This window comes from Anaerolineae bacterium (genome assembly GCA_011176535.1).
In the GTDB taxonomy this organism is placed as follows: domain Bacteria; phylum Chloroflexota; class Anaerolineae; order Anaerolineales; family DRMV01; genus DUEP01.
On the sequence record DUEP01000046.1, the window covers coordinates 1 to 11,585 of the forward strand.

General features: G+C 66.6%; 13 protein-coding genes. 7 read left to right on the forward strand and 6 right to left on the reverse strand.

Annotation, left to right across the window (positions count from 1 at the left end; all coding sequences use genetic code 11):
- Positions 1–71: 71 nt before the first annotated feature.
- Complete coding sequence (locus G4O04_05550) at positions 72–962, reverse strand: tRNA (adenine-N1)-methyltransferase (GenBank protein HEY57983.1); 891 nt, start codon at positions 960–962, stop codon at positions 72–74.
- 149 nt (positions 963–1,111) lie between these two features.
- Between G4O04_05550 and G4O04_05555 the strand changes: the two genes are divergently transcribed.
- From G4O04_05555 to G4O04_05585, 7 genes are all read left to right on the forward strand, one after another.
- Entirely contained in the window at positions 1,112–1,708 is a 597-nt protein-coding gene (locus G4O04_05555) for a TetR/AcrR family transcriptional regulator (protein ID HEY57984.1), read from the forward strand.
- Positions 1,705–2,835, forward strand: a complete 1,131-nt coding sequence (locus G4O04_05560; GenBank protein ID HEY57985.1) for an ABC transporter permease — start codon at positions 1,705–1,707, stop codon at positions 2,833–2,835. The genes G4O04_05555 and G4O04_05560 overlap by 4 nt, the downstream gene beginning before the upstream one ends.
- Before the next feature lie 18 nt (positions 2,836–2,853).
- Positions 2,854–4,197 (forward strand): HlyD family efflux transporter periplasmic adaptor subunit, encoded by a 1,344-nt coding sequence (locus G4O04_05565; GenBank protein HEY57986.1) that lies wholly within the window; start codon positions 2,854–2,856, stop codon positions 4,195–4,197.
- 14 nt (positions 4,198–4,211) lie between these two features.
- Positions 4,212–5,168, forward strand: a complete 957-nt coding sequence (locus G4O04_05570; protein ID HEY57987.1) for an ABC transporter ATP-binding protein — start codon at positions 4,212–4,214, stop codon at positions 5,166–5,168.
- The gene (locus G4O04_05575) at positions 5,107–6,078 is read left to right on the forward strand and encodes an ABC transporter ATP-binding protein (protein ID HEY57988.1); all 972 of its coding nucleotides are present in this window, start codon (positions 5,107–5,109) and stop codon (positions 6,076–6,078) included. The genes G4O04_05570 and G4O04_05575 overlap by 62 nt, the downstream gene beginning before the upstream one ends.
- A 519-nt stretch (positions 6,079–6,597) precedes the next feature.
- Positions 6,598–7,470 (forward strand): hypothetical protein, encoded by an 873-nt coding sequence (locus tag G4O04_05580; GenBank protein ID HEY57989.1) that lies wholly within the window; start codon positions 6,598–6,600, stop codon positions 7,468–7,470.
- Between the two features lie 15 nt (positions 7,471–7,485).
- Positions 7,486–7,767: a hypothetical protein gene (locus tag G4O04_05585; protein ID HEY57990.1), complete on the forward strand. Its 282-nt coding sequence runs from the start codon at positions 7,486–7,488 to the stop codon at positions 7,765–7,767.
- Positions 7,768–7,774: 7 nt separating this feature from the next.
- Here G4O04_05585 and G4O04_05590 read toward each other — a convergent pair whose 3' ends face one another.
- The 5 genes from G4O04_05590 to G4O04_05610 form a co-directional block, all read right to left on the reverse strand.
- Positions 7,775–8,395 carry a hypothetical protein gene (locus G4O04_05590; GenBank protein ID HEY57991.1) on the reverse strand — a complete coding sequence of 207 codons (621 nt, stop codon included), beginning with the start codon at positions 8,393–8,395 and terminating at the stop codon, positions 7,775–7,777.
- Positions 8,317–8,967, reverse strand: coding sequence for an FAD-dependent oxidoreductase (locus G4O04_05595; protein HEY57992.1), 651 nt, complete (start codon positions 8,965–8,967; stop codon positions 8,317–8,319). Before G4O04_05595 ends, G4O04_05590 begins: the two co-directional genes overlap by 79 nt.
- Before the next feature lie 6 nt (positions 8,968–8,973).
- The gene (gene holA, locus G4O04_05600; protein ID HEY57993.1) at positions 8,974–9,981 is read right to left on the reverse strand and encodes a DNA polymerase III subunit delta; all 1,008 of its coding nucleotides are present in this window, start codon (positions 9,979–9,981) and stop codon (positions 8,974–8,976) included.
- Entirely contained in the window at positions 9,974–10,495 is a 522-nt protein-coding gene (locus G4O04_05605) for a hypothetical protein (GenBank protein HEY57994.1), read from the reverse strand. The genes holA and G4O04_05605 overlap by 8 nt, the downstream gene beginning before the upstream one ends.
- An 84-nt stretch (positions 10,496–10,579) precedes the next feature.
- A complete protein-coding gene (locus G4O04_05610; GenBank protein HEY57995.1) occupies positions 10,580–11,584 on the reverse strand; it encodes a hypothetical protein in 1,005 nt (334 codons plus the stop codon).
- Between the last annotated feature and the right edge of the window lies 1 nt (position 11,585).

Sequence of the window (11,585 nt, forward strand, 5' to 3'; positions counted from 1 at the left end):
CATCGCGGGCCCGGGGCGGCCTATCAGCCGCCGCAGGGCACGGCGGGGGCGCCGAAAGCGTCGCCAGGCCATCACGCTTCCTCCTGCGGGGTGGAGAGGGCATCCGGGGGCGTTGAGTCCTCTAAGGGTTCGGCCTCGGAAGCGGGTTCCAGGGGGCGGGCAAAGATGAGGTAGCCGGTGTGGGCCACCATGCGATCCGTGGGGCGCAGGCGCTCGGGCACGGCTTTGTAGTAACGCAGCAGGATTTCCAGCACATCAATGAAGCCGAAGTGTTGGGCCTCCAGCGCCGTGATGAGGCGCGTGACCTGATTGGTGGTGGGAACCAGGCTGCCGAAAAAGCCCCCCGGTTTGAGGGCGGCCCGCGCCTGGGTGATGTAGTCTTCGGGGTTGGGCACATCCAGGAACACGGCGTCCATCATGGTCTCGTCGAAGCCCTGGGCGATGTCGCGCTGCTTGAAGATGACCCGGTCTTCCAGGCCCAGGCGGCGCAGGTTGCGCCGGGCCAGGGCCTGCATTTCGGGCCGCCGTTCGTAGGAGTACACCCGCCCGGCGGGGCCGACGGTGAAGGCAAAGGCCGTGGTCAGGGCGCCTGAGCCGGTCCCCGCCTCCAGCACCTGCTGCCCCGGCCCCACGCTGAGCCGCAGCAGCACAAAGCCGATGTCCTTGGGAAACATGATCTGCGTGTTGCGTTTGGTCTGACGCAACACCTCTTCCAGAGAGGGCGGCAGCAGATAGAACACCGCGCCCAGGTGAGAAGTCACCCGCCGCCCCCAGGTCTGGCCGATGAGGTCGTCGTGGCGCAGAATGCCTTTGTGGGTGTGCAGTTCTTCGCCTGGGGTCAGGCGCACGAAGAAGGATTTGCGGCCCTCGGCGGCCACCAGTTGGGCTAGATCGCCGGGTTGGGCCGTGGGTTCGCGCGTGGTCCACGGAGGGCGGAATGGGTTTTCGGGATGTTCGCTCATGAAAGGGGGTTACCTCGTCGCATGGGTTCGCTGTGGGTATCGCCCCGATTTTACCAGATGCCAGATGAGGCCGATGGCTGAGAGGAGCGCGTGGGCGTTTTGTGGTAAAATGGCGCTAAACGAACGACCGTTCATGTGGGAGAGCCGCGATGAAAAACCCGCCCCCTGTCTCACTGCGGGAAACTTTGCTTCAGGTCGCCATGCGCCGCTTTGTGCAGCAAGGCTATCACGGCACATCCATGCGCCAGATCGCTCGCGACGCCGGGGTGAGCCTGAGCAACATCTACAACTATTTCCCCGGCAAAGAAGCCCTCTTTGCCGCCGTGCTGGAGGCGTATCACCCCTATCACGACATTTTGCCGTTGCTGGAGCAAAGCAGCGGGGAGCGGCTGGAGGATTTCATCCGCCAGGCGGCGCAGCGCATTCACGAGGTGTTGCAACAACGCTCCGAGGTGTTGCATCTGATGCTCATCGAAATCGTAGAGTTTCAGGGCCGTCATACCCACGCCATCTATCAGGCCCTTTTGCCCCGCATCGAGGCCCTGACCCGTCGCCTGCGTGACTATCCCCGCCTGCGGTCCCTGCCGCCGATGACCATGGTGCGGGCCTTTCTCGGCCTTTTGTGGGCCGATTATCTGCTGACCCAGGGCGTGGGCGGCGCGGCGCGGGCCTCTCTGGACGATCTGGTGACCATTTTCCTCTACGGTGTGGTTCAGCGCGAGCCCGGTGACGAGGTGACGCCATGAGTTTCTACCGGCTGCTTTCGCTCATTCGCAAAGAGGTGCTGCAAATTTTGCGCGATCCGAACACCCTCTTCATCGCGGTGATGATCCCTATTGTGGAGTTGTTCCTCCTGGGGTACGCGGCCACCAACGATGTGCGTAATGTGCCGCTGGCCGTGTGGGACCAGGACCGCGGCCCGGCCGCGCGGGCCTTGCTGGATGCCTTTCAGGCGGCCGATTATTTTCGCCTGGCCTATGTGGTGGACTCCGGGCAGGCGTTGCAGGACCTCTTGGATGCAGGCCGGGCCCGTGCCGGTCTGATCATCCCCCCGGATTACACCGATCAGATCCGCACCCAGGGGCGCGCTCAGGTGGCCTTTGTGCTGGATGGCTCGGACCCCACGGTGGCGGCCAAATCCCTCTCGGCGGCCGAACTCATCGGCCAAGCCCACGCCACGCGCATTCAGAGCCAGCGCTGGCAGAGGATGCGGGGCGTCGTCCCCCAGCCGCCTCTGGAGGTTCGTACCCAGGTCTGGTACAACCCCGATTTGAAAGATGCCTATTTCATGGTGCCCGGCCTCATCGGTGTTATTCTCTCGGCCCTTTCCTCGGTGCTCACGGCCACCGCCGTGGTGCGCGAGCGGGAGCGGGGCACCATCGAGCAACTCATCGTCACCCCCATCCGCCCCTGGGAACTGGTGGTGGGGAAACTCATCCCCTATGTATTCATCGCCGTGGTGGACACACTGGAAGTTCTCTTCATCGGGTCGGTGTGGTTCAAGGTGCCCATCCGCAGCCCCTTGATGGACATTTTGCTCCTTTCGGGGCTGTTTTTGATTTCCGGGTTGGGGGTGGGCCTGCTGGCATCCACCCTGGCGAGCACGCAGCAGGAGGCCATCCTCATGGTCTGGATGACCATTTTGCCGTCCATCTTTCTCTCGGGCTTTTTCTTCCCCATTGAGGCCATGCCCAAGGCCTTGCAGTGGCTGTCTTATCTGTTTCCTTTGCGCTATTACCTGCGGATCATCCGGGCGCAGATGCTCAAAGGGGCGCCCCTGTCGTTGTTGCGGGGCGACATTGCCGCGCTGGCCCTGTTTGCCCTGGTCATCATGGGCGCGGCGGCGGTGCGGTTCCGCAAGCGTCTGGATTAGCCCCTGAGGAGGTGCGTGATGCGAAAGACCCTGCGCATGGTGCTCATCGCCCTTATCGTGCTGGTGGGTGGGGGTGTGGTGGCGTATCTCGGCGTGGTGTCGGGAGGCAAGGGGGACGGCCACTTGAGGGCCACGGGGACGGTGGAGGCCCAGGAGGTGGCCGTTGGAGCCGAACTCACCGGTCGGGTGGCCGAGGTGCTGGTCAGCAAAGGCCAGCAGGTCCATGCTGGGGACCTGCTCTTTCGGCTGGACGACACCCTGCTTCAGGCCCAACGCCGGGAGGCCGAGGCGGCGTTGGGCACCGCCCGGGCTCAGGTGGAGGTGGCCCAAGCCAATCTGGAAGCGGCGCGCCTGCAGGCGCAGATCGCCGAGCAGCAGGCGCACTTAGCGGAGCAACGGCAGCGGTTGGCCCCCTGGTTGGACAACGCGCCGGCCGATTTCGTCCAACCTTTGTGGTACTTCACGCAGGAAGAGCGGTTGGCCGCTGCTCAGCAGGAGGTGGAGGCGGCCCGGCAGGCCTGGGAGCAGGAGCAGCAAAGCTTGCAGGCCGTGCTCGATTTGGCCAGCAGCGCCAACCTCACCCAGGCCGAGGAGCGCCTGCAGCGGGCCCGGCAGGCCTATCTGGCCGCCAAGGCGGTGCTCGACCAGGCCAAAGCCAGCGGCGACCCTTCCTTGCAGGATCAGGCGCAGGCCCAGTTCGATGCGGCGCTGGACGAACTGAAGGCGGCCCAGACGGCCTATGACCGTCTGCTCACCACCAAGGCGGCGCAGGATGTGCTGGAGGCCCGGGCGCGCCTGGCCGTGGCCCGGGAGCGGTATGACGCGGCGCTGGACCGGTGGTATGCCCTGCAAACGGGCGAGCACGCGTTGAGCGTGCAGGCCGCCCGCCTGGCCGTGCAACAGGCCGAAAAGGCGCTGGCCCAGGCCCAGGCTGCTGTGGCTCAGGCTCAGGCCCGGCTGGACCTCATTGACCGCCAGCTGGAGAAGACCAGGGTGTTGGCCCCCACCGATGGCGTGGTCACGGCGCTCAATGTGGATCCGGGTGAGGTGCTGCAGGCCGGCGCCACGGCGCTTACCCTGGGGCGGCTGGACCGGCTGACCATCACCGTGTACATCCCCGAAGGCAAATACGGCACCCTGCGCTTAGGCGATAAGGCCACGGTCACCGTGGATTCCTTCCCCGGCGAGACCTTCGAGGCGCAAGTGGTCTACATCGCTCAGCAGGCCGAGTACACGCCGCGCAATGTGCAGACCAAGGAGGGCCGCACCACCACGGTGTACGCCGTGGAACTGCAGGTGTACGACCCGGCGGGGAAACTGAAGCCCGGGATGCCGGCCGATGTGGATTTCGGCGTGCGCTGAAGGGAAGGCTGACGATGATCCAGGTGGAGGGGTTGTGCAAGACCTTTGGGCCGGTGCAGGCCGTGCGGGGTTTGTCCCTGACCGTGGGTCCGGGGGAGATTTACGGCCTCATCGGGCCGGACGGCGCGGGCAAGACCACCACCATGCGCCTGATTTGCGGCGCGTTGCGCCCCGACGCCGGGCGGGTGGTGGTGGCCGGGCATGATGTGGCCCGCCATCCCGACCGGGCGCGGGACGAAATCGGATACCTGCCCCAACGCTTCTCCCTGTACGAAGAACTGACCGTGTTGGAGAACCTGCACTTCTTCGCCGAGGTGCGGGGCATTCCCCGCCGGGCGTGGTATCGCCGCAGCATGGAGATCCTGGAGTTTGTGGGCCTGGCTCCGTTCGTCCACCGCCGGGCAGGCCACCTTTCGGGAGGGATGAAGCAGAAGTTGGGCCTGGCCGTGGCTCTGGTGCACCGCCCCCGGGTGCTGTTGCTGGACGAGCCCACCAATGGCGTGGACCCGGTCACCCGGCAGGAGTTCTGGCAGTTGCTCATCCGGCTCATGCGGGAGGAGGAGGTCGCCATTTTGTTGAGCACGCCTTACATGGACGAGGCGGCCCGCTGCACTCGGGTGGGGTTGATGCTGGAAGGCCGCCTGGTGGTGGAGGATGCGCCTGGGGCGCTGCGCGACCGCCTGGCCGGGCGGGTGCTGGAACTGCGAGGCGAACCGGTGCACCGCTGGCGCGAGGTGGTCCAGGCCCTGGCCGCCGTGGAGGCGGCTTACGCCTTTGGCGACTGGCTGCACCTGCGGCTGGCACCGGGGGCCTCGGCGCGGCAGGTGCAACGTCAGGTGCGCGGCCTGGCGCGGCGGCACCCCGACCTCACCCTGACGCGCGTCCGGGAAATCCGCCCGGGCTTGGAAGATGTGTTCCTGCACCTGCTCATGCAGCGGGAGGTGGGCCGTGACCTGGAACGCAACGCCTGAATCCGCGGGACCTGTGGTGGTGGCCCGAGGGTTGACCCGCCGTTTTGGGGATTTTGTGGCGGTGGACCATGTGTCCTTTGAAGTCTACCCCGGCGAGGTGGTGGGCTATTTGGGGCCCAATGGGTCGGGAAAGACCACCACTATTCGTATGTTGCTGGGGTTGCTTCGCCCCAGCGAGGGAGAGGCCTGGGTGCTGGGGCATTCGGTGCGCACGGAGTCCGAGGCCATCCGCCAGAAAGTGGGGTACATGTCGCAGCGTTTTGCCCTCTACGATGAACTGACGGTGTACGAAAATCTGGCCTTTTACGCCGGGGTGTACGGTGTGCGGGAGTCTTCCCGTTTGCAGGAGGTGTGCCGCTGGTTGGGGTTGCACTCGCTGCGCGATACTCAGGCGCGCGCCTTGCCTGTGGGCTGGCGGCAGCGCCTGGCTCTGGCGGTGGCCATCATTCATCAGCCCCAGGTGCTCTTTCTGGATGAGCCCACCAGTGGCGTGGATCCTTCCGCCCGTCGGGCTTTCTGGGATTTGATTTACGACCTGACCGCGCAAGGGATGACGGCCTTCGTGACCACCCACTACATGGATGAGGCCGAGTATTGCCATCGGGTGGGGATCATGCGTCAGGGGCGTCTGCTGGCCATGGACACCCCCGGCGCCCTCAAGGAGCAGGCGCTGCCCGGTCACGCCTGGGATGTGTTCGCCCACCCCCTTCTGGCTGCTCTGGCCACTCTGGAAAAGGTGCCCGGCGTGTTGCGCGTGGGTCTGGCGGGGGATCACCTGCGGGTAGTGTCCCGCTCCGAGGTTTCGGGGGGCGCGTTGCGCCGGGCGCTTCGTCAGGCCGGGCAGCGCGTTGAGCGGGTGCTCGAGGTGGAGCCCAGCCTGGAGGATGTGTTCCTCGCCCTGGCCGGTTGAGGTTTGGAGTTGAGGTTTGGAATGCGGTGCCCGGGCCTGAGCCGCGTTGAAGGCCTGGCACCGCTTTGATTTGCCAGGGCCCCGGCGGGGCCATCCCGGAGCCAGAGCTCCGAAAACCAAAGCGGCACGAGCGTGCCGCACTTCAGAAAGACTTGTGAGGGCCTTGGGCACCCTCTTCTCGCCCTTTGGGAGAGGAGGGGCTGGGGGGGAGAGCCTGCACCGAGCCTGGCGAGGTGTGAGGGCGTTCCCCAGGCTTCTTTGGTGCGTCTCTTGGCATCCGCCCTCACCGCCTCGGCCTTGCTCGGCGCAGGCCCAACCCCTCTCCCAGAGGGAGAGGGGCTGTCCAGCAGCGCGGGGGGAACCTGCAGAAGGGGTGATTGACCAACAACGTTTGCGTGCAACCAACTCCGGGTCGCGCTTGCCTGGAGCCGGTTTTTCTGGTACAATGGAGCCGATGCAAGAACATTTGTTCTTATATCTTTTCTCTCTGAGTGTAGTCCGATGAGGAGGAGGTTTCCAATGTTGTCCAAACTGTTTGCCCCGCTCCAGCCTGTGGTGGAAGAGGATGCGTTGGCGGCGCAGCGTCCGGGCCGGGTGAGCCTCGAAGAGTACCTGGGCACGCCCTGGGACAGGCGGAAGCACCGTTATCTGGTGGTGCCCCCCTATGCCGGGATCATGGGCGTGGTGGCGTTCGACGGCGAGCCGCTGTGGTACGAACTCTTCCGCCAGGACCTGCAGCCCATGCTCTACCTCGCCTCCCGCCCTGAATCCCTCTTTTGGGCCCTGGATGTGCTCATGGGTTCCTTCACCTACGGCAGCAGCCCCCGCCATACGGCCATGTATCTCATCTCCCGCCGCCCCCCCTACGCCTGGTGGATCACCCGCCGGGGACGCCACGGCCAACCCTGGTTCTCCCGCCGCCAACAGGCCCTGGCCCGACGCTACGGCCAGCCCACCCACTACTTCCACGCTTACGGCGGGCCGGGCACCGATGCGGCCAACGGCAGCGTGCTGGGCCTGGCCGGGCTCGCCGAGCAGCGGCAATGGGGCCGCCACACCGATGGGGCACACCTGCTGGTCATCGAGGACCTGGCCGACGCTTGGAAGTGGTGGAGCCGCGACGCCAAAGCCATGCTGCCCTATCTGCTGCAGGTGGGCCAGTATTTCCACATCGGCGTGGTGGCCGGGCTGCGCTACCAAGACATCGGCCAGGTGCCGGATGAGATTTTATCCCTTTTCGGCTGGCATGTGTGGGGGCCGCTGGAAGGCCAGGACGGTGCTTTGGTGCCCGTGGCCTCCCGTGTCAACGACCTGCTCACCCTGGCCCCCGATGAGTTCTGGATGGACACCAGCAGCGATGGCTGGCTGAAATTCTATCTGCCCCAGACTTGAGCGGGAGACGGCTTGATGAAAATCGGTATGTTGTGGTTCGACGACAGCCCAAAGAAATCGCTGGCCGCCAAAGTGACTGAGGCGGTGGCATACTACCGCCGCAAGTACGGCGAGCCCAATGTGTGCTATGTGGCTCAGGGGGCGTTTGGGGGAGGTGAGCCGCCGGAGGTAGAGGAGGTGCGGGTGCGGCCTTCACCCACGGTGCCGCCGCATCATTTCTGGGTAGGGCGGGAGGAGACGCTTGCGCCCGAGCCGGCATATCCGGGCCCTGCCCAGGAGGGTGCGGTGGAGCGATGAAGGCCTGTCAGGCGAGCAGCCACCACCAGGTGGAGGGGGCCAGGACGGACATCGGCGAGGTGACCCCCAGCGTGATGCCCATAATGCGGCGCAACAGAGGGGGGTGACTTTGGGCCTTGCGCAGCAGCCGACGGAGCACCCTGGGCCGCATGACCAGGGGGCGCAGCAGGCGTAAGCCGTGCATGGCCAGGGCAAACCGTCGCCGGGCCAAGCGACGGTAGCGGGCCAGGGCGTCCTGGTCCGGCGCGCGCAGCGCCTCGGCGGCCAGGATGGCGCTTTCCAGCGCCAGGTCGATGCCCTCGCCGCTGACCGGGTTGACCAGCCCGGCCGCCTCACCGATGGTCAGCCAGCCCGGACCGCCTAAAGGGCCGTGAGGAAAGTCGCTGCGTAGCGGGTACGCCCGCACGGGTTCGCGTAGCCTTGCAGAGCGCAGCCTGGGGGCCAGCGCCGGGTGTTGGGTGGTCAGTGCCTTCAGCCAGCGGCGCACCGGCGGCGCGGGTTCCCCTGGGCGATGATAGAGGCCCAGGCCGATGTTGGCCACGCCGTCGCCTACGGGAAAGACCCAGGCGTAGCCGTGAGGGATTTCGGGCAGGAAGAAGAACTCCAGAGCGTCATCCAGGTCGGCCACGCTTTCCCAGTAGCCGCGGGCCGCGGCAATGTCGTGGGGGCTTGGGACAGAAAGCCCGAGCGGCGCAGTAGGCCGGTGGAAGCCCCGGTGGCGATCACCACCCAGCGGGCCCGCCAGGGGCGCCCCTGGCGCCCCCAGGCCACGCTGTGGGGGGCCTGGCGGTCGATGCGGGCAATGGGTTCGTTGGGGAAGAAATGGGCCCCGGCCTCGAGCGCCGCCTCGAGCAGGCGCTGGTCGAGGCGTTCCCGGGGCACCACCCAGCCGTAAGGCGGGAGTTCCTGGGGCAACGCGGTGAAGGGGGCGGTGACTTCCAAGTCGGGGCCGGCGTAAAGGCGGGCGCGGCGCACCTGATGCCCCCCTGCGGCGACCCGATGCTCCAGCCCTAAGTGGCGCAGGGTGCGCACGGCGCGGGGCGTCAGACCGTCGCCGCAGGTCTTGGGGCGGGGAAAGCGGGCTTTGTCCACCAGGGCCACGCGCTGTCCCTGGAGGGCCAGAAGCCGGGCCAGGGTGCTGCCCCCCGGCCCGGCGCCGACGATGAGGACATCGTAGACTGTCCGGTTCGCGTTCATCATGGGAAGTTACGGCCGCCGGGTGGCGGAGGCCGCGCGAGCACGCCCCGGCGCTCCTAAGGAGGCGAAGAGCGTATCCAGGGCGGTCACCAAGTCGGTTTCCCCGGTTTTCCGTTGGCGATCGATGTTCAGCAGGGCGCGGTGAATGCGCTTCAGGGTGGCCAGGTTGAAGCGGCCCACTTGCTGGGTGAGCTTGCGGGCCACGAAGGGGGGCACCCCCAGCGCTTTGGGCAGGTCACGCGGCGGGATGCCCTGATCCAGCGCTGCGCGGGTGAGCAGCAGCAAACGAAACTGGCGCACCACCATCCCCCAGAGCAACGGCGGTTCGGTGCGGGCCAGCAAATCGTGGAGTTCCCGCAGGGCCGTGCGGCTATCGCCGCGGCCCAGGGCGTCCACCATGCGGAAGATGTCGGGATGCGAGGCGGTGACGGCCACCTCCAGCACATCGTCCACATCCACAGGGCGGCTGTAGTTGACAAAGGCCAGCAGTTTGCGCAGTTCCTGGAGCGCTAAGGTGGTGTCGTCCCCCACCTGGTCGGCCAGCACCTGGGCGGCCTGGGGCGTCATCTGACCGCCCTCTTCCCGGGCCTGCTGCAGGATCCAGCGCGCCATGGCCGGCCCCTTGGGGCGTTCGGTGCGGCGCACCCAGGCTTTTTGGGGGTGTGCCGTGGCCCAGGCGAGCAGCCAGTGGCGCTCTTTCAAAGGATGCTCGAATTCGACGATCACCGCCGTGGTGGGGGGCAGGTTTTCGAGCAGGCGCAGCAGGGCCTGCTGTTGGTTTTTGCCCGGCCAGGCGGGGTTGACCAGGTGGACGATGCGCCGGGAGGCCAGGAAGGGGGCTGTCAGGGCGATGTCCCGCCAGGCGTCCAAGAGGGCGTCCTGCTTTTCCAGGCGCAGGTAGTTCATGGCGGCCACGGTGGCATCGCCTAAGCGGGCTTTCAGGCTTTGCACCACCTCGCGGCGCGCCTGCTCGTCTTCGCCGTGAAGGAGGTAGAGGACAGGGCGGGGTTCAGCCACGGGTCAGCACGCGGTAGGTGGGGAGTTGGCCCCGCTGGGAGGGGATGACTTCTACGATCTCCAGGCCGCCCGGGTCGCCCGAGGTGGTCAGGCGTTCCTGGAGCCACATGCCCACGGGTTGGGAGAAGATGAGGGCCACGGTGGCTGCCAGGACGACCAGGGGCAGCCGTTCGCGGCGGTCGCGACGGGTGCGGGCGCCGCTCATGGCCAGCGCACCGGCCAGCCCGGCCATGGCGCCCGAGGTCAGATAGTTGGTGCCGCAGCCGGGGTGCAGGGCCAGGTGGCGCTCGCCGCGGCGCAAGCGTTCCAGCGCCTCCTGGGCGGCCTGGGCCACGGCTTCCAGGGGCACCTGACCGAAAAGCCAGAACCCCTGGGTGTCGGAGTGCCCGGCTAGGAAGACGCCGGGAAAGCGTTGGGACAGCAGATGGATGGTGGCGTGTTCTAGGCCGTGGTTACGGCGGATGCGATCAAGGTGTCCTGCCAGCAGATGAAACAGCGGTTCGATGAACGACATGTTCTTCCCTCAGATGTGGTGCGGCTTTTTAGATCCGGAGGTGGGGCCGGACCCAGGGGTGGGGTGGTGCCCCAGGGGTGGGGACTAATCCTCTTCATCCGGGGGCGTGGGGGCCTCCGGGGGTTCGGGCGTGGGCGTGGGGGGCGGCGGGGGTGGCAGTGGTTCGTCTGTCGTGATGGGGAGGGAGACCAATTCGCGGTAGGTCAACGCCCAGGCGCTCAGGCGGAAGGTTGCCAGCACTCCGCCCACCATCCAGGCCAGCAAGGTATAGAGCAAGAGCAGGCCCCCGAAGAGCCATCCGATAGGGGCGGTGCCCTGCATGAAGGCCATCACCGCGCCGAAGATGAGTGCCGCTGCCGGGATGAGCAAAATCAGCCTCACGATGAAGCCGATGAGCCCCAGAAGGAGGCCCATGATCAGCCATTCCCAAAAGCGCTCGCGGAGCCGTTCCCAGGCCAGGCGAAAAGCCTCGAGGATGCCCGCTTCCGGTTCGGCCACCAGCACCAGATGCACCAGGTGGAAGTACAATTTGAGGAGCAGGGCGGCCGGGGTGAGCAGGCACATCATCAACACGACACCCAGGCCCAGAGTGAAGATGCTGAGGAGGATGAAGAGCGGCACGAGGACGAGCATGAGGCCGAACATGGCCACCAGGACGACCAGGTCGGCGAGGATCAGCCGAGCGGCGAAGTCCAGCGTCTCGCGGGCCAAGACGTCAAACGTCGGGGGTTCGCCGCCCTCGGCGATCGCCAGGGCCCCGCGCAGCACGCCGGCCTTGCCGTAGCGCCCCAGCACCCAGAGCACCAGGCTAATGCCCAGGGCCAGGGCGATGATCGCCCCGGCGAGCAGCAGGATCTGGGTGTCGCTGAGGCGGCGGAAGAAGAGGTCTATCTGGGTGAACCACTGGGCCATGCGGGGCGGCAGGTCCGGAGGAATCCCAGCGGAGCCATGGGGGCGGAGGTTGAAATTGAAGTTGTTGCTCATCCCGCCGTGGTAGGTGCCGCAGGTGGCCAGCAGGCCGAAAAGCCAGAGGGCCTTGAAGCGCCTGGTGTAGTCCCAGGCCTGGGCGAGGATGCGGGCGTAGTCCATG

Excerpts from the sequence above, each read along its gene's own strand:
- G4O04_05595 (HEY57992.1), bottom strand. The coding sequence starts at position 8,967 with ATGATGAACGCGAACCGGACAGTCTACGATGTCCTCATCGTCGGCGCC.
- G4O04_05570 (HEY57987.1), top strand. The coding sequence starts at position 4,212 with ATGATCCAGGTGGAGGGGTTGTGCAAGACCTTTGGGCCGGTGCAGGCC.
- G4O04_05550 (HEY57983.1), bottom strand. The coding sequence starts at position 962 with ATGAGCGAACATCCCGAAAACCCATTCCGCCCTCCGTGGACCACGCGC.
- G4O04_05555 (HEY57984.1), top strand. The coding sequence starts at position 1,112 with ATGAAAAACCCGCCCCCTGTCTCACTGCGGGAAACTTTGCTTCAGGTC.
- G4O04_05585 (HEY57990.1), top strand. The coding sequence starts at position 7,486 with ATGAAAATCGGTATGTTGTGGTTCGACGACAGCCCAAAGAAATCGCTG.
- G4O04_05610 (HEY57995.1), bottom strand. The coding sequence starts at position 11,584 with ATGGACTACGCCCGCATCCTCGCCCAGGCCTGGGACTACACCAGGCGC.
- G4O04_05605 (HEY57994.1), bottom strand. The coding sequence starts at position 10,495 with ATGTCGTTCATCGAACCGCTGTTTCATCTGCTGGCAGGACACCTTGAT.
- G4O04_05560 (HEY57985.1), top strand. The coding sequence starts at position 1,705 with ATGAGTTTCTACCGGCTGCTTTCGCTCATTCGCAAAGAGGTGCTGCAA.
- G4O04_05565 (HEY57986.1), top strand. The coding sequence starts at position 2,854 with ATGCGAAAGACCCTGCGCATGGTGCTCATCGCCCTTATCGTGCTGGTG.
- G4O04_05575 (HEY57988.1), top strand. The coding sequence starts at position 5,107 with ATGTGTTCCTGCACCTGCTCATGCAGCGGGAGGTGGGCCGTGACCTGG.
- G4O04_05580 (HEY57989.1), top strand. The coding sequence starts at position 6,598 with ATGTTGTCCAAACTGTTTGCCCCGCTCCAGCCTGTGGTGGAAGAGGAT.